Genomic DNA, 21,173 nt, shown 5'->3' with positions numbered 1-21,173 from the left:
CTTTTCTGACACTTTTTCAGCAAATAGCGAGGGCCGCATTTCCCTCAAATTCGTCCCCCGCGTTTCTTCCTTAAAGACTTATATCCATTCACTTCCCTTTGACAATCTGCTCTAGCTTCTGCTCCAACAGATTCACCGCGTGTGCGAGAACTTCGTCCGGCGATTGTGATGTCACGCCGCCCCCTTGTGCGATTGCGGGAGTTCCTCCCCCTTTGCCCGCAATCAGCGGGAGGGTTTCTTTGAGCAAGGCGTTCATTTCGACGCGAACGTCGGAACCGCGGGCAAAAACGAGTTGCGTTTTCGTTCCCCCTGAGACAAACAGGACTACAGCCAAGGGATCACGCGCCGTGATCTGTTGGGCAAGCCGCTGCATTTCTTGCATCGAACGTTCTGCGAACGTTCGAGTCACCAGATGGATACCATGTCGCGGCACGGATTGTTTGACCCATTCGTTCGCTTCGAAATCCAGCAATTTACTGCACGCTTCCTGTAACGCCTTTTCTTTATCTTTTCGTTCGTCGAGCAGTCGAATAACATTGGCCGGAAGTTCATGCTCCCCGCAGGTCAATTGCAGAATCAATTGGCGCAGGATCTGTTGTTTCTCGCTCATCTCCTTCAATGCACGCCATCCGCAAACAAATTCAACGCGAACATGACCTTTGTACCGTTCCCAGGAGAGAATCTTGATGGGGCCGCCTTCCCCCGTTCTCTCTGGATGTGTTCCGCCGCAAGGATTGTGGTCAAAATCGGTAATTGTAACGATACGAATGTTTTCACGCACTTGGGGCGGTTTACGCAATGGCAACTGCTTCAATTCTTCAGGTTCGACAAATCGCGCTTGAATGATGCGATTTTCAAAGACGATGCGGTTCGCCAATGATTCTACCTGTTGAACGATCTCCTGATCGAGAGCAGGCAAAGTGATATCGACAGTCACCGTCTCACGGCCCAGATGAAATCCGACCGTCTCCCCATGAAACAGCTGTTCAAACGCGGCAGACAAAATATGCTGACCCGTATGTTGTTGCATATGATCGAAGCGGCGGTCCCAATCGATTTGTCCATATACACGTGGGTCGGACGATTCGAGTGAGAGCGGCTCGGCCAAATGGTGGACGATCCGCTCGCCGACTTTCTCGACATCGACGACCCGAACTCCGTGAATCGATCCGTGATCGCACGGTTGTCCACCTCCCGTCGGGTAAAACGCCGTTTGATCCAATACCACATAAGGAGTACCGTTTGCCGTGCCGATTTCAACGATATGTGCTGTAAATTCACGCAGATACACATCTTCATAATACAATTTGCGCGTCACGAGGATCTCTCCCCTTTCCCTGAAAATACCGAACCATTTCATGGATATCATACAGAATCCATACGCACAAAACCAGAGCCGTGAAGGTAAGAAACGATAGAGATGGCTCCCCTTTCGCAAGTCTTAAATCAGAAAAACTACTTTTAAACCTGATCATAATAGATCCGATCTCATCATTTAAAAATGACAAAAGACGCCGCCAAACTTTTGCAATCCATTCGGAAAATCTGGTTACAATATGCGGGAAGCAAAAAATAAGGAGGTTTTTTTATGGCATTGATACCACGTTTGCCATCTGATATCTTTCGCCCTGAATTTCTCGATTCACTGCGTACATTCGGTGACGTTTTCAAAGGAGTTTCAGAGTTTCCGAAAACGGACATCCATGAAACGCCAACAGAGGTAATCATCACAGCGGAAATACCGGGAGTCGAGAAAAAGGATGATGTCAAGATTACCGTTCACGAAGATCATATTCATCTCAGCGGAAAAGTCGAGCGAGTGACCGAACAGCATGAAGAAAATATCCATCGGCAGGAACGTTTCTACGGACATTTTTCTCGAACGCTGTCTCTTCCTTCCCCTGTGGATGAAGCGGGCGCCAAAGCGAGTTATAAAAACGGCATATTGGAAATTCGCCTGCCGAAAATCCATCAAGAAACCGGCAGACAAATTGATATTGACTTTAGCTAGTATGGAAGGAAGGGGATCCGTGAAGGGCCTCTCCTTCCTTTGTTTTAGTAACATGCACAACCAATTCTACCGGTAATGTTATTGTTCATGATTGATTCAGCAATTTGAACGTCGCGTGCACGAACATTTTTACTCCGTTTTCCAATACATCTTCATCGATTGTAAAACGTGGATGATGATGTGGATACATGATCCCCTTGTCCTTGTTACCCGCTCCCACATAGAAGAAGGTACCGGGTGCTTTTTGCTGGAAGGCAGAGAAATCTTCACCGACCATGTTCGGTTTCATGAGATCAAGGGCTTCCTCGCCAAACACTTCGCGAACGGTTTCCTCAATGACTCGAGTGACTTCCCTATCGTTGATGACCGGGCGGTAACCATATTCGTATTTGAATGTGTAGTCTGCCCCGTGCGCTTCCGTAATCCCTTTAACAATCCGCTCCATAAGTTCGGGAACAGAACGGCGCAGTTCAGGATTCAAGCTACGCACGGTACCGCACATTTCTACCGTTCCCGGAATGACATTATGTGTCGTTCCTGCCACAAACTTCGTAATCGAAACGACCAGATGATCGAGAGGGTCTGTGTTACGAGAGACGATATGCTGCAGGTTAATGACAACCTGTGCTCCGACCGCGATCGAATCAATCGTTTGTTGGGGAAGTGCCGCATGACCTCCTTTCCCTTTGATCGTAATCCAGAACGTATCAGGAGCTGCCATCATCGGACCATAAACGACACCGATCTTTCCGCTTTCAAGAGGAGTCCAGAGATGGGCCCCGATGACCATGTCAACCCCTTCCATCACACCGGCTTGCACCATTTCCTCAGCCCCGCCTGGGAACAATTCCTCCGCGTGTTGGAACAGGAAACGAACTTCCCCTTTTATCCGGTCTTTCAACTTGGAAAGAACTTTTGCCGTTCCAAGCAACATAGCCGTATGACCGTCATGCCCACACGCATGCATGACGCCAGGATTTTTCGATGCGAACTCAAAATCGTTTTCTTCCTGTATAGGCAAAGCGTCCATATCCGCTCGGATCGCGAGCACCTTCCCCGGTTGTTCCCCGATCAAGCGTGCCATCACACTCGTCTTCGTTGGACGGGAGACTTTTAAATTTCCGAAAGATTGAAGCGTATCATAAACAAACTGTGCCGTCTTTTCTTCCTGGAACGAGAGCTCAGGGTTTTGATGAAAATGGCGCCGCCATCGAATCACCTCTTCTTTGACCGTCTCGATGACAGATGCGAGCGTTTCTGTTATCATCTTGCATTCCCCTTTCCGTATGATTATGAACTGCCATTGTGAAACCGTATGGATTTCTGATGATTGGGATAGGGTCGTTCGCAAACAAATCGTCATATGACAGATTCATCGATGTGCTATTTTCGGTTGATTGAAGGTTATATCCAAAATTATAATGATGTACCTTAATTTCGCGAAGGTGAAATTTTTCGACTATAAAAAATAACAGGATGCAAATGAGATCCTGTTATTTTTCAATGTGATCAATTTTACGCGGGCGTCAGCACCAAATATACCCAAACGAATACTCACAAGGACAACCTGTATTCGCAAAGACCATTGATCATATCTTGTCCTTGCCTTTACACCATTCTCCCAACGGACATATACCACACTTTGGTTTTCGGGCTGTACATATCTGTTTTCCTAATTCGACGAGGAGTGCGTGGTATTCATTAAATAATTCGGTAGATTGCGGGAGCCTCTCCATAAAAAATCTCCGCAAATCTTCGTATGGAATCTTCTCCTCCACATACCCCATACGCGAAAAGATCCTCCGCGTATACGCATCCACCACAAATGTAGGAAGCCCTCCCGCGTATAAGAGAATGGAATCTGCCGTTTCTGGACCGATTCCGTAGATCTGAAGCAATTCCTTTCGCGCTTCTCCCATCGGCTTGTCAAACAGACTTTCCAGCTTTCCTTCGTAATGTTGCGCGATATGGCCAGCGAAAGCCTTAAGCTTTTTCACTTTCATCCGATAATATAACGTCGATCTCACACATTCCGCCAGCACGGATTCATCCGCACGATGGATGGCGTTTAAAGAAAGCAATCCGGCATGTTTCAAACGGGAAATGGCTTTTTCAACATTCGACCAAGCAACACCCTGCACAAGAATCGCGCCGATCACGACTTCTTCCGCCGTTTCGGCAGGCCACCAATGCCGTGGACCAAAATACTGAAAAAGTGCGTCGTAAATCTTGGAGAGCAAAATCCCATCCCCATTCAGCAATCTTTGCACCTCTCAATAAAAAAGATGCCCACTAGATAAGGGCATCTCTGATTCTATCATTATTTATTTAATTTCTCCAATTGTTCAAGGAACAACGGGTTCAAGACTTTGATGTACGTACCCTTCATTCCAAGAGAACGCGATTCAATCACGCCGGCAGACTCCAGCTTGCGGATGGCGTTCACAATCACGGAACGAGTGATACCTACACGATCCGCCACTTTCGAAGCGACAAGGAGACCTTCGCTGCCATCAAGCTCTTGGAAGATATGCTGAATCGCTTCTTGTTCGGAGAAGGAAAGCGATTCGATCGCCAAACTTACAATCGCACGGTTGCGTGCATTTTCTTGCATCATTTCCTGTTCGGAACGGATGATCTCCATCCCGACAACCGTAGCCCCGTATTCGGCGAGGATCAGATCTTCATCTTCAAACTTGTTCTGCAAACGTGCGAGAACCAATGTACCGAGGCGTTCCCCACCCCCGCGGATCGGCACGATCGTAATATTCTTCTTCTTGAATACTTCATTTTCTTCTTCGGAGAACACGAGGAACTGGCTCTTATCTTCGATGTTTTTCACCGTTTCGTCGATTCGCAGAAGATGTTCATTAAACTCGCCAGGGAAACGACGATCCACATTCATAATTTGATTCCATTCGAGGGTAAGTTCATATTCGGCCAGCCCGTAACCGAGGATTTTGCCATGTTTGCCTACAATATAGACGTTTGCATGCACCATCTCGGAAAGCAGTTTCGCCAATTCTTTGAAATCTACGCCTTGTACGGCCGATTTTTGTAACATCCGATTAAACCGTTGAATTTTTTCCAACAATTCCATCTCTATCACCTTTTCCATCAAAATTCTTTTTCATCTAGCATGACCGGTCATTGCGGATAAACCACTAATAACAGTATTTCATCTTTTGTCGATTTTCAAGCATCTTTCTTCAAAAATTTCTAAGTTTCTAGAAATGTTTAAGAAGTTGACAAAATTTATCATACTTTACACTTGCCTTGGGCGGATACAAAAGATTTTTCGAAACAGTTCCCGTTTATTTCAAGCGTTTGAAACCCTCGAATTTGCTCGTTTCATTAAGTGATCTCCCATTTCACACGATTTTTGATTATATCATCGAATGCATCATGTTGCAACATAAGAATTCGATATCCGGATCCTATTTCAATTATTGCACGTTTATTGAATGGTCATACAATTTATTAAAAATATTTCTTAACCGCCTCAGCCGTTACGAAGCAACAGATCAGTGAAAAGTATCTTGGGGCATGTCAACAGGGCAAAAATAAAGCCCTGCCCTTTGGGCAGAGCCGGTTTGCAGTTTAGTTACCATCATTCCCTGATACCAAGGAACGCTTTTGTTTCCTTCTCCAGGTTTCCATTCGCTCCCGCTGAACTTTGACGAGCAACCAATCGAGTGTGTGACTGATCGAAACGATGTCATCGGCCACCAAGTTCATGCGGTTGGCACGAGCAACTTTGTACATTTGTTCACGTACCTGTTCAATCGTTTGCAGGAGCTTCATCTCAGTTGCCATCCCTATACCCCCGAATCATTTATTACTCTCAGTATACGACATCCTTCCATATATATCCATAGGATATTTTGATAGTTTTTGTCGAATTTGTACTCATTTTTCAAATTCCTTTGTATACTTAACGGCTTCGATCCGTTCTTTGATTACATCAAGCAAACGCTCGTCAAAACCGATCGGGACGGCACAACGAACAGGCACGCGAAGATGATTTTTCGCCGCTATTTCGGCCCGATGTAATGCTTTTTTTGCTAAAAATCCATTCGATAGAAAATATGGAACAAGAATCAATTCGCTGATTTCTTGTACCATGAACCTCTTGACTCCCTCTTCAATCCGCGGTTCGTTAAAATCAAGAAAGGCGACCTCCGTGATACTATCGGGGAGCCTTCTTTGTACCTCTTGTGCGATGGCAAACAACGCATCGGTCTCACCTAAAATCGGTGAACCATGTGCAATCAGCAAGATGCCTTTCCTTGACAAGAAATTCACCCCTGACGACTGGTTCTCGTGTTCAAGACTGTAATCGCGATGACAAGAAGTATGCCGACAACGGTAGAGAATGAAAAATAAAGATACGTTGAAAAGATTCCGGAGCGGTCGTACAGTACACCGCCAATAAAGCTGGTAAACATGGTGCCGAGTCCATTTCCGAATGACGAATAGAGTGCTTGCGCAGTCACCTGCACTTCGCGCGGTGCATGTTCACGTATAAATGTGGCTGCCGCCGGTAAATAGAGACCCACCGACATGCCTTGAATAAAGAAAAGCATGATCACCCAGGCGGCCGATGGGGTGCTTGCATACCATCCCCACCTCAATGCAGAAACTACTCCAGCTACAATCAGAATGGTCAAAATCCCATACTTGCGAATCAGCGATCCCGCCACTTTCATCGCGGGGGCTTCCGAACCGGCAAACAACAGGAAGGCGACACCCACTCCCGCGACCGTTCCGCCGATCTTTGTATAAAGCAGGGAAAAATAGTAGTTATGCGCGTTCATCGGCCCGAAAATAAGAAAAGCAGATCCCAAGAAGATCACATACTTGGGCAAGCGTAACAATCGGCCTAAACCGCTCCAAACGCTTCCGGTCTTTTCTCGATGCACTTTCGGAAACTGTCTCACCCACCAAAGTCCAAGCAGAAAGGCACCCGCATACACATAGAAAATGACCACGAGACCGAAGCGTTCTGCGAGTGTACCCGTAAACCAGACAGCTACAGCAAAACCGATCGCTCCGAACAGACGGATATTTCCGTAATCCCCGCCTTGTTTTTGTACGAAGGAAAGGGTAATGGAATCGGTAATCGGATTGATCGCGCTCTGGAAAAGCTGTAATCCTGCAAACAAGAGAAGAAACGCGATAAATCCATGCATCAGAGGGAAAAGCAAAGCGATCGAAGCCGCACAAGTAAGCGCACAAGCCAATACCTTTTGTTCAGCTTGAAATCGGTCACAAATCATTCCCCACACCGGCTGGAAAAGAATCGAAATCACCGGCCCGACCGCCATGATCGTCCCAATTTGTGTACCGCTTAAGCCGAACTTTTGATAGTAGAGTGGCAACAATGTATACAGAGCACCAATCCCGAAGAAAAAAAGAAAATAAACCATAGATAAACTTCGGTAAACAATTTTGGTCTCCGACATTTTTTTCAAACGATATGTTTCCAAACCCATCTCCTCACGTTTCAAGAATACAATCGTCATCATACCACAAATTTGTTGTCAAAAACATGTGACTACAAAGAGAATCATGACGATAAGAAAAGGCACCCGGAACTCCAGGGCGCCTTTCCTTACTCTTTTATTTTACATGTGCAAGTTGGCTTTTTAAAATGTCCGCGACTTGTGCGATGGCGTCTTTCAATTTGGACGGATCTTTTCCTCCCGCCTGTGCAAGTTCCGGACGGCCACCACCGCCGCCTCCCGCAATAGTAGCGACCTCTTTCACAATCTTGCCCGCCTGCAATCCCTTGGCTACAAGATCTTTCGTGACAGCCGCAACAAAATTGACTTTTCCCTCTCCAGCCGTACCGACTACGACCACGCCAGACTCCAAGCGATTGCGCAGATCTTCCGCTACGGCCCGCAAACCGTCCATGTCCAGCCCTTCAAGCGCTGCCGCCACGTAGCGGATCCCTTCAACTTCCTGGACTTTGTCGATCAATGCTTTCACTTCATACGATGCGAGCTTGCCTTTGAGCGATTCGATCTCTTTATTAAGCTCTTTCACTGTCGCTTGCAGGTGTTCAATACGAGTCGGAAGATCGTTCACGTTGGCTTTCAATTTTTCTGCCGCTTCTTCCAACAGATCTGTCTGCTGTTGGACAAACGCGTAGGCACCGCGTCCGGTAACGGCTTCGATGCGGCGCACACCGGAAGCGATCGAAGACTCGGAGAGGATCTTGAACATGCCGATCTCTCCCGTGGAGCGTACGTGGCAACCGCCGCACAGTTCGATCGAATAGTCGCCCGCTTGTACCACGCGTACGACATCACCGTATTTTTCACCGAACAGCGCCATTGCCCCCATCGCTTTGGCTTCTTCGATTGGCATTTCGCGGATGATGACCGGTTGATTCGCCCAGATCTGCTCATTGACGCGTCGTTCAACTTCACGGATCTCTTCAGGCGTCATCGCCCCGAGATGAGAGAAGTCGAAGCGCAAACGTTCCGCTTCCACGAGCGAACCTGCTTGTGCCACATGCTCTCCCAAAACTTCACGCAACGCTTTGTGCAACAAGTGGGTAGCCGTATGATTCTTCGTAATATCAGTACGTTTTTCCGCATCGATCACCGCTTCGGCCGTATCGAGCACTTCTACGACACCGGCGATGACTTTCGCTTTGTGCATATGATATCCGTTCGGTGCCTTCTGCACATCCAGCACCTGAATCTGTGCCTTCTCTCCTACGGAGATGATCCCTTTATCCGCCACTTGCCCCCCAGATTCCGCATAGAACGGAGTACGGTCGAGGATCAGTTCGATGACATCCCCTTCCTCCGCCGACTCCACCGGTTGACCATCTTTTAAGATGGCCAGCACTTTGGAGGCCGTCGCAAGCTCCGTATATCCTACAAATGTCGCTTGCAGTTCTCCCAGTTCTTCGAAGACGTTGCTTTGCACATGCATCGAAGTCACATCCTTGCGTGCAGCGCGCGCACGTTCACGTTGTTCGTTCAACGCTTCTTCGAATCCCTTTCGGTCGACGGTAAACCCTTGTTCGAAAGCGATATCTTCCGTCAGATCGATCGGGAACCCGTATGTGTCATACAAGCGGAACGCGTCTGAACCCGGGATCACCGTTTTTCCTTCTTTCTTAAGGGTCGCGATCACTTCGTTGAGGATGTTTTCTCCTTCATGCAAAGTTTCCGAGAAACGTTCCTCTTCCGCTTTGATCACCCGCTCAATGAAGGCGCGCTTTTCAACGACTTCAGGATAATGCACACCCATGATGTCGCCAACTACGGAAACCAATGTATAGAGGAACGGCTTCTCGATCCCCAGTACCTTTCCGTAACGGACCGCGCGGCGCAGAAGGCGACGAATCACATACCCGCGCCCCTCATTCGATGGAAGCGCACCATCGCCTACGGAGAACGTCACCGTACGGATATGGTCGGCGATCACTTTCATCGCTACATCCCAATCCTGTTCCTGATGATACGGCTTGCCGGACAGGCGGGACACTTCCTCAATGATCGGCAGGAACAAATCGGTATCGAAGTTCGTTTCACCGTTCTGCAAGAGGGAAGCCATACGTTCCAGACCCATGCCGGTATCGATATTCTTCTTCGGCAATGGAGTATAGGTACCATCCGGATTGTGATTGAACTGTGAAAACACGAGGTTCCAAACTTCCAGGAAACGATCGCAATCGCAACCGGCCTTACAATCCGGATTCTTACAACCTTCCAGCTGGCGGTCATAGAAAATCTCTGAGCAAGGTCCGCAGGGTCCTTCTCCGATATCCCAGAAATTGTCTTCCAAACGAATGATGCGCTCATCCGGAACGCCGATCTCTTTCGCCCAGATGTCGTACGCTTCATCATCTTCCGGGTGAATGGTCACAGACAGACGCTCAGGCTCAAACCCGATTTCTTTCGTGAGGAATTCCCACGCCCAATGGATTGCTTCTCTCTTGAAATAATCACCGATCGAAAAGTTGCCCAACATTTCAAAAAATGTATGGTGGCGTGCTGTTTTTCCCACGTTTTCAATATCATTGGTTCGGATACACTTTTGCGAATTGGTCATACGCGGATTGCGCGGAATCTCGGAACCGTCAAAATACTTCTTTAACGGTGCCATTCCAGCATTAATCCATAATAAAGAAGGGTCGTTGTACGGGATCAGAGAAGCGGAAGGAACGATCTCATGTCCCTTGGATGCGAAAAACGCAAGAAATCTTTCGCGGATCTCTGCTGATTTCATGAGGAAACTCCTTTCTTCTGCTTTGAAAATGAGCGTTATTTTGAAAATGAGTGCTTGGGTGGATGTATCGCTTTGCGCTTGGGTTCGATGAAGGTCGTCCCGCCCGATCTCTTAACAAAGGTTGCGGAACGACCTTCAACTCACCTCTGCGCTGCAAAGCGATACAATCCACCCAAAAGACACTCCGTTGCTTCTGGCAGCCTCAAACTTCTTTTCCACACATGAAATTTTTCATCCTCTGGTGACGCCGCTTGCGGCATGGAGGGTTACTTTGAAAACTAAAAAAACCTCTCGCCCCCACAGGGACGAAAGGCATTCCTTTCGCGGTACCACCCTGATTACACGGCAAAAAACGCCATGTCACCTCAGACGTGCGATAACGGACACGAACCGTCAATCTTTCAATTGCGCCTTAGGAGTAGCTTCGGAAGCCCTTCACAGGAAAACCCTTTCAGCCAACGGGGTTCTCTCTCTGACTGTGGACTGCTTCGTACTCCGCTCCCGCATCGCTTTTGCATTATAAATCTCACTGTATCATTATATCCAATTGTTTTTCATATAGTCAATCCGCCATCGAGTCATACTCTAGCATACACATTCATAGCTTGATAGGGAGGAAAGGAGGCACCTCTATGAAAATCATTCCCCTAGGTCTTGCAGCATTTCTGCTCTTCAGCCCGCTGACCGCCCATGCAGAACAAGTGCCTACATTGTCCGGACAAAGCGCCGTCGTCATGGATGGAACGACAGGTGACATCCTATTTACCAAGGAAGAGGACGTGAAACGTTATCCTGCGAGCCTGACCAAACTGATGACTGCCATCCTGCTGCTGGAACACAAAAAGCCGGATGACCTATTGACGGCCAGTCGACTTGCGGCAAGTCAGGAACCGACCAACATCTCATTACGTGCCGGTGAAAAAATGACAGCCAAAGATGCACTCTATGCCCTCCTGCTTCACAGTGCTAACGATGTGGCCGTCATGGTCGCTGAAAATGTGGCCGGCTCCGTATCAAAGTTTGCCGATATGATGAACGCCAAAGCGAAAGCCTTGGGGATGAAGAACACACATTTCGTAACCCCAAACGGGTTACACAATCCGAATCATTATTCCACAGCCAAAGATCTTGCGATTTTGACTCGCGCAGCCCTGCAATACCCGCAAATCAAGGAAGCCTTGCATACAAAAACGTATACAATGAAACGTTCCTACGATCCAAAAGAATTGAAAAACCAGAATCGATTACTATTTGAAGACCCGGAAACATATTGGGGAGGAAAGTCGGGTTTCACCGATCAGGCAGGTACTTGTTTAACGGAAGTGGCCAATGAAAACGGAATCCTCCTGATTGCCGTTACATTAAAAACGACGCTGGAAGGAGCATATGACGATATCGAAAAACTGGTGGCATACGGTTACACGCAATATGACACGTTCACACTTCGAAAAGGCCAATCGCTCATTGAGTATCCCGCACCTTCGGGCTTCACACCGCAAATGATGTACACGGCAGACGGTTTTCAAACCATCTATCCGAGAACGGCTCCCATCGAAAAGCAGGTAGAGCTCAAGCCCTGGAACGGGCCCGTTCCAGCCGGAACGGAGATGGGGACTCTCACCATCATTCAAGACGGAAAAGTTCTTAAAAAAATTCCTCTCGTCGTACAACAACCGATCACATCAAACAAAACGTCGCCCGTTTCGGGAACAATCGTCATCTTGCTACTGACAACCTTGATGATGGTTCGTATGCGATCCGCGTTTAGGAAGAAACCTCTCCCTCAAGAGATGCGCGAATCTCTTCCCGGATAAAACAAAAAGCTCACACGTCAACGAAACGTGTGGGCTTTTTTCTGCATGCAAATGAAACCTATCGGAAGACGGGTTCACTTATTCACGATAACAATTGCGATAATGATCACGAATCTCCTCTAACTTGGGTAAAAGGGATTCGATAATAGGCTGTACCTGGTGTTTGTCTTTCGTCGTCTCCACCTCGACAACAGTATCCACATCGACTTCTACACCTACGTGATACGTATTGCCTTCCCGTGTGACAAGAATCCCCGCGTCATTATGCTCGGCGACAAAGTTATCGCCTACAAAATCGGAACGCCTGCGAATGTACGGCTTCACATGCTCACACCCTTTCTGCTCATGTACGGATGTAGTGTACCCGATCCGGCGTGGGGCGATGTGAGGGAAAGCATGTGAGAGAGCGGGACATCCTGTAATGATTTGCGTGTCACCCTGTGGCCAACCATTCACAGAACGTACGGAACGCAAAAATGAATAAGAGCATCGCGCTTTGCGGTGCTCACCTAAAATTCAATAAGTCCTAAGCTGATTTGGAGAGATTCGTTCACTTTTGCCATGAGTTCTTCGTCAAGATGTGTGATTTTATCAGTAAGACGTTGTTTGTCAATCGTTCGTATCTGTTCTAAAAGAATCACAGAGTCGCGGTCAAGGCCGTACGTTTTCGCATCGATTTCAACGTGAGTAGGGAGTTTCGCCTTTTGAATCTGAGCCGTGATGGCAGCCACAATGACAGTAGGGCTAAACCGGTTACCAATATCATTCTGTATGATAAGCACGGGGCGAAAACCACCCTGTTCTGAGCCAACAACGGGCGACAAATCGGCGAAATACACATCCCCACGCTTCACATTCACCGATTACACCCCACTTACCAAACGACCTACCGTGCCTTCTGCCTCTTCCTCCGCCAAGAACGCCTCAGAAGCTATCTTGAGATTGATTTTCGCCATTTCCATATAACCCTTCTGCATAGACTCACGGATATAGCGCTTCTTGCGCTCAGACAAGTAAAGCCGCATCGCCTGGCGAATAAATTCACTGCGATTGGAATTCTCCCTTTCAACAATGCCATCGACTTCCTGCAGCAAGTGGTTTGGAATGCTAATCATGATGCGTTTGGTTCTGGACAATACGAGGCACCCCCACAACAAACCTATTCACTTATATCCAACGGTATTATACCCATCATACCCTAAGTATGTCAAAGCTTGACGCCTTTCATACCACATGGTTAAGAAACCATGGAAAATCACCGATTCTGCTTATTACGGCAAGAAGCGGCGAAATCCTTTCGGAACATTTTACTAGTATTTCTTCACTTCCGTGATTTGTCCATTCCACAAATATACGCGCGGCACTCTCCTGCCCACCGCACACGCGATTTCATAGGAGATCGTACCGATGATCGATGCGACTTCATCCAGGTGAATCTGCTCTTGACCTTGCGATCCGTAAAGGACCACTTCATCGCCCACCTTGACATCCGGGACATGGGTAACGTTCACCATCAGTTGATCCATACAAACGCGACCAACGATCGGACAACGTTTGCCCCCTACTAAGACAAAGCCGCGATTGGACAACAGGCGCGAATATCCGTCCGCATACCCCACGGGAATCGTGGCGATCCGTTCCTCGTTTTTTGTCCTATAGGTCGCCCCATACGAAATAGATTGTTCCCCAGGAAGGGTCTTCACATGAATCACTCGGCTTTTAAAAGTAAGCGCCGGACGCAAATGTACATGTTCTTTGTGTACTTCGGAAGAAGGATAGTAACCGTACATCGAAATTCCGATGCGTACCATATCCAAATGAAGTTCAGGATGATCGATCGTCGCCGCGCTATTCGCTACATGTTTAAGAGGAATCTTGATCCCTTGCTCCTCGATCGCATGCACGATGTCATTCCATCGGTTCACTTGCTCCCACATGTAACGCTTATCCGCTTCATCGGCCGTAGCCAAATGTGTAAAGATTCCTTCCACAAAAATGCTTGGCCTCTCATGAGCGTTTTTCACGAATGGTATGATTTCACAAAGATCTCGCAAACCAATACGGCCCATACCCGTATCCACTTTGATATGAATGCGCACGCGTTTGTTTTGTTGCTTGGCGGCACTTTCCAAGGCATCCAGCATCTCTGTTTGAAAGACCGTTTGTGTGAGCTCGTACCGTACAATGTCCGCTGCACGATCCGGCGGTGTGAAACCCAGTATAAGGATCGGAGCTGTGATACCTTCTTCCCTCAGTTCGATCGCTTCATCAGCCGTTGCAACGGCCAAATAACGAGCCCCTGCCTCCAGAGCGGTACGTGCGACAGGAAATGCGCCATGCCCGTATCCATTCGCTTTGACGACCGCCATGATGATCGCGTTTTTTGCTAGGTGTCGCTGAAATTGTCGGATATTGTGTGCGATTGCTGACAGTTCGACTTCTGCCCAGGTAGGCCTGATGAACATGATGAAAACCTCTTTTCTGTCTTAACATCATCTTCTCCCACGTTACCACAGCTTGTCTCGAATGGTCTAGAAAAAAAGGACGCCACGCGTCCTTCGCAGGGTTATTTACCTGTTGCATCGATTGTAGAAGCTGCTATTTTCATCATTTCTTGTACCGGCAGAGATCCGGTGAGTGCAAATTCGACTCCGTTTCTCGACCAATAGACCGTCTTTGCATTTCCTGCCCCCGTGACGATGGCTGGAGCACCGAAAAGGTCTAAGAGTTGATTACCGCCCACAAGGGTTTGATTTTGGGAAGACGAACGGGTTTCCTTAAGCGTAAACGCACCTTTGTCACCGGAATAACGTAATAAGACGGAAGCGTCACTTTCAATCGTGTCTTGACGTTCAAAACCTTTCGGTACGTAAGCGGGTTCTATGATCCCAAAATCATTTTTGTGGGTCATCGCTGGAAGCGCATTTTTGGGATCGGCTAGCGCCATGACTTTCTCGGGTGTAAAGTCATCATCAGCGAATTTTACCCCAGTCTTAAACTCTTCGTAAGTGACATTTACAATGGCTTTATCCGACTTATCAAATAACAAGACTTGGCGCGGATCAAGCTTCCTCTCAGCCAAAACGATTTTCTGATGGACGATCAGCGGATTTTCTTTGATCGGTATATCAAAAGAAACTGTACCTTCGTCCTGTTTAAATGTTTTTTCTTTTGCTTCGAGAATCTGATGAATCATCGCATGATAAAGGTATACATGCCCCTGATTTTCTGCCCATTCGCCTTTGAAACGAAAGGATTTTTTTAATTGCGGGTTAATCACATAGATTCCCTCGTTATTCCTCACGATCACTTGGGTGATCACGCGTTTCTCATCACCGAGAGCGATACGGTATAACGATGGCGATTGATACCATGTTTCAATATAGTATTTCTGGGGAATCTCTGATGTTTGAACGGTCATCATCGCTTTGCTTTTGTATGTTTTTAAATTTTTCTCGATGGACTGCAAATCATTGAGCACAGATTCTTGCGTAACGTTCCCGCATCCCGTTACTAACATACCTATAATAAGAATGATCCATACGATCCATGCGATGGATTTGCGCATCGTCTCCTTCTCCCTTCAGCGTTCGACATGAAGGGACATACCCGCGTGTCTATTTCCCGGGGAAAGTGTCGTTTGCTGTCAGAAGAGACGTTTACGTTCAATTTCTATCCAAGTGGGTCCGATTTCCTCAATGAGATCACCCGCAGCCAAAGCCTGTTGGCCGATTTTCTCAGCAAGACGATCCCCTGTTGCTCCGTGCAAATAAACGGCGAGACACGAGGCTTCATACGGATCATAGCCTTGAGCGACGAGGGATGCAATCATCCCCGTTAACACATCACCGGTTCCTCCCGTTGCCATTCCCGGATTTCCTGTTGGATTGATCGCGACATCCCCTGTTTTATGGGCAATGACCGTATAATTTCCTTTGAGAACGAGAGTCACTTGGTATGTCGTAGCGAATGTCCTAGCATGATCGATTCTCGCCATTTGCACATCTGCGATCGAGCAACCAAGAAGACGCGCCATTTCGCCAGGATGCGGAGTGAGAATGGTAGGATCTGTACGTTCACGTAACATCGTCACATCTTGTGCAAGCAGGTATAGCGCATCTGCATCCAGTATTAGTGGCTTCGGCCATTCTCGTATGATCTTGCGAAGGAATGTCTCTCCGCCTGCGAAACGACCGAGGCCGGGTCCCACGGCAAGAACATCTTTGTCTTCCGCTGCGAGTAAAATCTCTTCCGCCATATCCGCGTAATACTCTCCTGTCCCGTTATCGGGAAGCGGCGTCAACATCACCTCCAGCACTCTTCCTGCTGCTGCCGGCAGAGCCGATGCGGGTACTCCGAGTGTGACAAGCCCGGCACCTGTACGTACGGCTGCATGTGCGGCCAACAATCCTGCACCGACCATTCGTCGACATGAGCCGACGAGCATCACATGACCGTATGTGCCCTTATGTCCGGAAGGATGGCGTGGCCGCATCAATCCGGCGATTTCCATCTCGGTGAGCAAACGAGTTTTCACACCATGCCGCTCAGCCGCCCAATGTGGAATCCCAATCCGCTCCACCACGCATTCACCCGCATATTCAGCCCCTGGTTGACTGACAAGCCCTCTCTTCAGGAATGCCAGAGATACGGTACAGGTTGCACGAATACATGGTTGAGATACGTGACCGTTATCCGCATCGAGACCGCTCGGGATATCGACAGCGACGATCGGTTTTCGGGATTCATTCGCGGCTACGATCATCTCGTCATATGGATGGCGAGGGCTTCCCTTCGTTCCAGTCCCCAGCAGCGCATCGACAATCAATTCCGAACGGCTCAACTCTCGGTGAAACGTGAACGGATCATACATGCTCGACGAGATACCAAAACGCTGGATACGTTCATACTGAAACGCCGCTTCACCAGACAAGGAGGCCGCAGCAACGGCCAGGATCACGTGAACCGGGTAGCCTGCATCCGCGAGATGTCGTGCAGCAACAAGTCCATCCCCTCCATTGTTACCTTTCCCGGCAAGGATGAGAACGCGCGTACCTTTCGGATACCGGGATTCGATCACACGTGCCACAGCATACCCGGCATTCTCCATCAAGACTCTGGCGGGAAGACCTAAACTCTCGATCGTAAACGCGTCAATACTCTTCATTTCCTGGCTTGTAACAATAAACACGGTATGTCCCTCCATATTCCTGATAACATGTGTATTTCATCCTGTCCGAAAATATGTACAGGCGCTTTGCCGCTTAAGTCTCTTCGAATTCAATGTATCATCTGTATGTACCGATTATAAATGATAGATTCCGGCATATACTCGTAATGGGAGGGATGGACTTGCTGCATTTGATTCTTTACGATCTCAGAAACAAAAGTCAGGAACATGAAAATCGACTATGCAACTTGATCGAAACTCACGCAGAAGATTCCTGTAAAATCACCGATTCCGCTTTTGTCGTCTCATCACGTCTCTCTATGGAACAATGGTATAATCTACTCGAAGAAACATTGGAAAGTGACGACTATTTTTTTGTCACCCAGTTGCAGTCGGATCAATTTACTGGATTTCTTTCGGATCAAGCGGCCGACTGGTTTTCACAATGTGTTTAAGTAAAGGAGAACGGTATGCAGGCGATCGTTTTTGATTTGGATCATACATTGCTCTTTTCCACACTCGATCTGATCAGGATGCGCAAAGAAATGTACGCCTATCTGTGTCGTTTCATGGATAAAGGGGTTCTGTCTGAAGAACTCGTTGCGGCAGAACTCATGCGCATCGCTTCACACTATGACGCGGTCAACCGAACGAACCATCTGCAAGCGCTGGAAGCGATCGCAACGTCACACGAGCAGGCTGCTTTGCGTGAGGCAACGATCGCCGACGAAACGCATGATACATTGCAAGAATTAAAAAAACGCGGATTCTCCCTGGCGGTTCTCACGAACAATTCTCGGACATCCACCCAGGAAGCTCTCACGCGCTTCGGCTTGCGCGAATTTTTTTCGATTGTGCTGACTCGTGATGATGTAAAGAAAATGAAACCGGAACCGGATGGTCTGCTCACTCTCTGCAAACGATGGGCACTTCCACCCGCTGATATACTCATGGTTGGGGACGGCTGGCCTGACGGTATGGCAGCAAAATATGCCGGCTGTCCGTTTATCGCTTTTCGTATGCCTTCTCATGTCATTGAAAGATATGATCTTCATCCCTTGGGCAGAATCGAGCACTTGTCTGAATTACTTTCTATTTTGTTCGCTTGTTAGCGAAGTCATCTTCCGCGTACCACGGATTGATATGTACCAGGACTTCCTGTACATTTGGATGTTTCTCCATCACCGCTTTTTTAAGACGGTTCGCTACATCGTGACCTTCCTGTATGGAGAGCTGTCCAGGTACGCCGACGCGCACATCGACGAGGATATAGTGGCCGTGCTCGCGCGCACGCAACCGATCGATGCGCCTTACCTTCGGAACCGAATAAATGATGCGCTCAAAATCCTCCAGTAATTCTGGTGGAACATTTCTCTCCATCAACGTGTCGACCGATTTGCTCCCCATATGATACGCCAATTTGAGTATGAGTGCTGCGACGAGAATCCCCGCGACAGGATCGGCATAATACAGAATCGTGTTTCCTGTCGCTTGACCGACCAGTGCAACAGCGATTCCAATGACTGCCGCTAACGACGCATAGACATCCGCCTGATGATCGATTGCCGTTGCTATCAACGCCTGGCTGTTATATTTTTTTCCGAGCCGGTACGTATACACATATAAAATCTGTTTGGCAACCAGTGAAAATAAGGCAGCAAATAAAGATATCAGATGGGGCGGGATCGCTTCCCCCAACAAAGACTCGAACCCTTTATAGGCGATTCCCACGGCCGCGATGACTAAAATGACAGAAACAATGCCGGATGCAACCACTTCCGCTTTTCCATGTCCATAAGGATGTTCCTTATCCGCCGGCCGATTCGAGATGGTCATTGCTCCAAGCGCAGCTACAGATGCAACAACATCTGCCGCTGAGTGGACACCATCTGCAATTAAGACCTGGCTTCCTAAGAAAAAACCGATGACGAGTTTCAGCATCGTGAGCAATAAATTACTGGCTACGCTGACCCACCCGGCGATTTTGCTTACTCTTTCACGCATGGGCACCCTCCTCTCAATGGCCCTTCCCTATACATCTTTCCCTGAGGAAAAAAAAATCTCCGACTCATGTCGAAGTTTTTACGGTTCGATAAGATGTTCTAATTTTAAAAAATGAATCCCTGAACGGATGAACGCATGTGTGTTCATACCGAATCCACCTGCTTTTCGAAATTCTCAGTTGATGATTGGAAGGACTTGACTTACATAGTATACCTTCATTTCGATCCATCATTCAACCGCTATTCGTACAAAGTTAACCGCAATTCTATCAAACAGAAGTTTAAAATACTAGATTTATGTTCATACTGCAAGTATCCAAATCATAAGGAGGACTCGCTATGCAGATCATTGAACAGTTCATTCATGATCATACTCTGGATTTACGTCAATATGTCAATCATTTATTTGAGCGATACAAAAGTTCATGTTAGGGCTTTCTTATTTTCGTGAGATGTTCATAGGCCAGTTGAATATGACGAAAGCGAGCAGGGTCACCGCCCGCATCGGGATGAACACGGCGAACGGCGTCTCGATACGCTTGACGAATTTCTTGCCATGTGGCGGAAGACGTGAGCCCTAATACCGCATATGCCAGCGTGTCCACTTCCTCTTGTTTTTGCCAACTGTTTTCTGTTTGGCTTTCTTCATCTGAAAGTTTCGTGAGCAAAGCTAGATCGTCTAATGTTTTCTTTCTTTTTTCTTCGGTCATCTCCGCCCATATACGTATGACATTAGGATCTTCCAGATCAAGCAAGAGCATGAGATAGCTAAGGTCAGGCCTTCTATGGATGACTGACGGAGAGATCGGACGGCCGATAAGCAGTACACGCAACCGTCGAATATCTTCGGTCGGGATTTGGCTCCACCATTGTTGCGCATATTTCCGTGTAATTTCTATGTGGAGTCTTTCGATTTGCTCTTTCATGCTTAGAACTTCTTCGTAAAGGACAGGTGTATCTTCTTGGTTCACTTCGTTGAACTCATGAAGGAGTCGGGTCAGTTCTTTACGCACGGTTCGCCACTTTTTCAGCCATAATTCGTTCATATGCCACCTCTTGGTCACTATATGTTTTATCTTGCCACAAGAAATGTTGAAACACCATGGGTGTCCGAATGATCGTGCATGAAAGGTTTTAAGAAGCTTGCATATTTCTTACCATGATTTAAAAAGGTAAGGTCTTGCCGGTTCATTTGTAATCGCTACCTTGAAAACTAGTGCTTGAGTGGGTGTATCGCTTTGCGCTTGGGTTCGATGAAGGTCGTCTTTGAGGCATATGCTTTGCACTCATGCTCCGTGGAGGCCGTCTCGCATGGAATCATAATCATATGTTGCGAGACGACCTCCAAAGTCGCTATTACGCGCAAAGCATATGCCTTAACATCCGAAAGGAAGCGGAACGACCTTCCACTCACCTCTGCTCCGCAAAGCGATACAACCCACCCAAAAGCCACTCTGTTTCTTGAGATAGCCTTATACTTCTTCCCTCACAAGAAACTTTTCATCCTCTGATGGCGCCGTTTGCGGCATGGGTGGCTATCTTAAAACTAATGCTTGGGTGGATGTATCACTGTGTTTTCAGGAAAAAAAGAGCCACCTAATTGGTGGCAAAAGTGCAACGAAAACGCTGCACTCTATCTCCGGCGCAGAACTATGACGTTATCAACTGACCTGACAATAACAAAACCATTGGCCAAAAGACATCTAACTGCCGGATTAACAAGAGCGCCAACAACTAAAAATCTCAAACAGGGTCGTGCATTACCAATAATGCGAACTCTAATAATTCTGCGTCGCCCCGTGATGGGGTTCCGTCTGAAAAGAATAGTTACAATATCTCGTCTACGGGGATCTTTCGTGCGGGCCCAACTTGTGGTGCGGCGACCAGTACGGCGATCTGTACGGCGACCTGTGCGGTGGAAT

General features: G+C 47.7%; 20 protein-coding genes and 1 other annotated feature. Of the genes, 4 read left to right on the top strand and 16 right to left on the bottom strand.

The genetic code is table 11. From position 1 onward, the window contains the following. Nucleotides 1-88: 88 nt before the first annotated feature. A complete protein-coding gene (locus DNHGIG_RS09345) occupies nt 89-1,318 on the bottom strand; it encodes an alanyl-tRNA editing protein (RefSeq protein ID WP_282199382.1) in 1,230 nt (409 codons plus the stop codon). A gap of 270 nt (nt 1,319-1,588) precedes the next feature. On the opposite strand from DNHGIG_RS09345, the gene DNHGIG_RS09340 reads away from it, so the two are divergent. Next, the gene (locus DNHGIG_RS09340; protein ID WP_282199381.1) at nt 1,589-2,011 is read left to right on the top strand and encodes an Hsp20/alpha crystallin family protein; all 423 of its coding nucleotides are present in this window, start codon (nt 1,589-1,591) and stop codon (nt 2,009-2,011) included. A gap of 85 nt (nt 2,012-2,096) precedes the next feature. On the opposite strand, the gene DNHGIG_RS09335 is transcribed toward DNHGIG_RS09340, so the two are convergent. The 7 genes from DNHGIG_RS09335 to alaS all read right to left on the bottom strand — a co-directional run bounded on the left by DNHGIG_RS09335 (nt 2,097) and on the right by alaS (nt 10,264). Next, nucleotides 2,097-3,278 carry a M20 family metallopeptidase gene (locus DNHGIG_RS09335; protein WP_282199380.1) on the bottom strand — a complete coding sequence of 394 codons (1,182 nt, stop codon included), beginning with the start codon at nt 3,276-3,278 and terminating at the stop codon, nt 2,097-2,099. Nucleotides 3,279-3,600: 322 nt separating this feature from the next. Beyond that, nucleotides 3,601-4,272, bottom strand: a complete 672-nt coding sequence (locus DNHGIG_RS09330; RefSeq protein ID WP_282199379.1) for an endonuclease III domain-containing protein — start codon at nt 4,270-4,272, stop codon at nt 3,601-3,603. A gap of 59 nt (nt 4,273-4,331) precedes the next feature. After that, entirely contained in the window at nt 4,332-5,111 is a 780-nt protein-coding gene (codY, locus tag DNHGIG_RS09325) for a GTP-sensing pleiotropic transcriptional regulator CodY (RefSeq protein ID WP_282199378.1), read from the bottom strand. A 500-nt stretch (nt 5,112-5,611) separates the two neighbouring features. After that, nucleotides 5,612-5,827, bottom strand: a complete 216-nt coding sequence (locus DNHGIG_RS09320; RefSeq protein ID WP_282199377.1) for an aspartyl-phosphate phosphatase Spo0E family protein — start codon at nt 5,825-5,827, stop codon at nt 5,612-5,614. 93 nt (nt 5,828-5,920) lie between these two features. Continuing rightward, nucleotides 5,921-6,307 carry a sirohydrochlorin chelatase gene (locus DNHGIG_RS09315; RefSeq protein WP_282199376.1) on the bottom strand — a complete coding sequence of 129 codons (387 nt, stop codon included), beginning with the start codon at nt 6,305-6,307 and terminating at the stop codon, nt 5,921-5,923. A gap of 5 nt (nt 6,308-6,312) precedes the next feature. Then, the gene (locus tag DNHGIG_RS09310; protein WP_282199375.1) at nt 6,313-7,500 is read right to left on the bottom strand and encodes an MFS transporter; all 1,188 of its coding nucleotides are present in this window, start codon (nt 7,498-7,500) and stop codon (nt 6,313-6,315) included. A 133-nt stretch (nt 7,501-7,633) separates the two neighbouring features. Next, a complete protein-coding gene (gene alaS / locus DNHGIG_RS09305; RefSeq protein WP_282199374.1) occupies nt 7,634-10,264 on the bottom strand; it encodes an alanine--tRNA ligase in 2,631 nt (876 codons plus the stop codon). A 298-nt stretch (nt 10,265-10,562) separates the two neighbouring features. Next, nucleotides 10,563-10,780: a binding site (T-box leader), on the bottom strand. Nucleotides 10,781-10,896: 116 nt separating this feature from the next. Between alaS and DNHGIG_RS09300 the strand changes: the two genes are divergently transcribed. Then, a complete protein-coding gene (locus DNHGIG_RS09300; RefSeq protein WP_282199373.1) occupies nt 10,897-12,078 on the top strand; it encodes a D-alanyl-D-alanine carboxypeptidase family protein in 1,182 nt (393 codons plus the stop codon). Nucleotides 12,079-12,156: 78 nt separating this feature from the next. Here the strand turns inward: DNHGIG_RS09300 and DNHGIG_RS09295 are convergent, their stop codons facing one another. The 6 genes from DNHGIG_RS09295 to DNHGIG_RS09270 all read right to left on the bottom strand — a co-directional run bounded on the left by DNHGIG_RS09295 (nt 12,157) and on the right by DNHGIG_RS09270 (nt 17,269). Then, nucleotides 12,157-12,402, bottom strand: a complete 246-nt coding sequence (locus tag DNHGIG_RS09295; RefSeq protein ID WP_282199372.1) for a hypothetical protein — start codon at nt 12,400-12,402, stop codon at nt 12,157-12,159. A 185-nt stretch (nt 12,403-12,587) separates the two neighbouring features. Further along, nucleotides 12,588-12,938, bottom strand: coding sequence for a type II toxin-antitoxin system PemK/MazF family toxin (locus DNHGIG_RS09290; RefSeq protein ID WP_282199371.1), 351 nt, complete (start codon nt 12,936-12,938; stop codon nt 12,588-12,590). 3 nt (nt 12,939-12,941) lie between these two features. Next, complete coding sequence (locus DNHGIG_RS09285; protein WP_282201396.1) at nt 12,942-13,193, bottom strand: CopG family ribbon-helix-helix protein; 252 nt, start codon at nt 13,191-13,193, stop codon at nt 12,942-12,944. Between the two features lie 195 nt (nt 13,194-13,388). Continuing rightward, on the bottom strand, nt 13,389-14,543 hold the full coding sequence (gene alr, locus DNHGIG_RS09280; RefSeq protein ID WP_282199370.1) for an alanine racemase: 1,155 nt from the start codon (nt 14,541-14,543) through the stop codon (nt 13,389-13,391). A 101-nt stretch (nt 14,544-14,644) separates the two neighbouring features. Beyond that, nucleotides 14,645-15,646, bottom strand: a complete 1,002-nt coding sequence (locus tag DNHGIG_RS09275; protein WP_282199369.1) for a DUF4367 domain-containing protein — start codon at nt 15,644-15,646, stop codon at nt 14,645-14,647. Nucleotides 15,647-15,724: 78 nt separating this feature from the next. Further along, entirely contained in the window at nt 15,725-17,269 is a 1,545-nt protein-coding gene (locus DNHGIG_RS09270) for an NAD(P)H-hydrate dehydratase (protein WP_282199368.1), read from the bottom strand. A 161-nt stretch (nt 17,270-17,430) separates the two neighbouring features. Between DNHGIG_RS09270 and DNHGIG_RS09265 the strand changes: the two genes are divergently transcribed. Together DNHGIG_RS09265 and DNHGIG_RS09260 are read left to right on the top strand one after the other, a co-directional pair. Beyond that, nucleotides 17,431-17,703 carry a hypothetical protein gene (locus DNHGIG_RS09265; RefSeq protein WP_282199367.1) on the top strand — a complete coding sequence of 91 codons (273 nt, stop codon included), beginning with the start codon at nt 17,431-17,433 and terminating at the stop codon, nt 17,701-17,703. Between the two features lie 15 nt (nt 17,704-17,718). Beyond that, the gene (locus DNHGIG_RS09260; RefSeq protein ID WP_282199366.1) at nt 17,719-18,360 is read left to right on the top strand and encodes an HAD family hydrolase; all 642 of its coding nucleotides are present in this window, start codon (nt 17,719-17,721) and stop codon (nt 18,358-18,360) included. On the opposite strand, the gene DNHGIG_RS09255 is transcribed toward DNHGIG_RS09260, so the two are convergent. Both DNHGIG_RS09255 and DNHGIG_RS09250 read right to left on the bottom strand, forming a co-directional pair. Continuing rightward, entirely contained in the window at nt 18,341-19,258 is a 918-nt protein-coding gene (locus DNHGIG_RS09255) for a cation diffusion facilitator family transporter (RefSeq protein WP_282199365.1), read from the bottom strand. The genes DNHGIG_RS09260 and DNHGIG_RS09255 overlap by 20 nt on opposite strands. Nucleotides 19,259-19,679: 421 nt before the next feature. After that, nucleotides 19,680-20,297 carry a J domain-containing protein gene (locus tag DNHGIG_RS09250; RefSeq protein ID WP_282199364.1) on the bottom strand — a complete coding sequence of 206 codons (618 nt, stop codon included), beginning with the start codon at nt 20,295-20,297 and terminating at the stop codon, nt 19,680-19,682. Nucleotides 20,298-21,173 lie beyond the last annotated feature (876 nt).

It is taken from the genome of Collibacillus ludicampi, assembly GCF_023705585.1.
Classification (GTDB): domain Bacteria; phylum Bacillota; class Bacilli; order Tumebacillales; family BOQE01; genus Collibacillus; species Collibacillus ludicampi.
Note: the sequence above shows the minus strand (reverse complement) of the source record. Positions and strands in the feature narration are given on the sequence as shown.

Bases quoted from the DNA above. Each gene is read 5' to 3' on its own strand.
- DNHGIG_RS09275 (WP_282199369.1), bottom strand. From the start codon at position 15,646: ATGCGCAAATCCATCGCATGGATCGTATGGATCATTCTTATTATAGGT.
- alr (WP_282199370.1), bottom strand. From the start codon at position 14,543: ATGTTCATCAGGCCTACCTGGGCAGAAGTCGAACTGTCAGCAATCGCA.
- DNHGIG_RS09260 (WP_282199366.1), top strand. From the start codon at position 17,719: ATGCAGGCGATCGTTTTTGATTTGGATCATACATTGCTCTTTTCCACA.
- DNHGIG_RS09320 (WP_282199377.1), bottom strand. From the start codon at position 5,827: ATGGCAACTGAGATGAAGCTCCTGCAAACGATTGAACAGGTACGTGAA.
- DNHGIG_RS09300 (WP_282199373.1), top strand. From the start codon at position 10,897: ATGAAAATCATTCCCCTAGGTCTTGCAGCATTTCTGCTCTTCAGCCCG.
- codY (WP_282199378.1), bottom strand. From the start codon at position 5,111: ATGGAATTGTTGGAAAAAATTCAACGGTTTAATCGGATGTTACAAAAA.
- DNHGIG_RS09250 (WP_282199364.1), bottom strand. From the start codon at position 20,297: ATGAACGAATTATGGCTGAAAAAGTGGCGAACCGTGCGTAAAGAACTG.
- DNHGIG_RS09335 (WP_282199380.1), bottom strand. From the start codon at position 3,278: ATGATAACAGAAACGCTCGCATCTGTCATCGAGACGGTCAAAGAAGAG.
- DNHGIG_RS09340 (WP_282199381.1), top strand. From the start codon at position 1,589: ATGGCATTGATACCACGTTTGCCATCTGATATCTTTCGCCCTGAATTT.
- alaS (WP_282199374.1), bottom strand. From the start codon at position 10,264: ATGAAATCAGCAGAGATCCGCGAAAGATTTCTTGCGTTTTTCGCATCC.
- DNHGIG_RS09285 (WP_282201396.1), bottom strand. From the start codon at position 13,193: ATGATTAGCATTCCAAACCACTTGCTGCAGGAAGTCGATGGCATTGTT.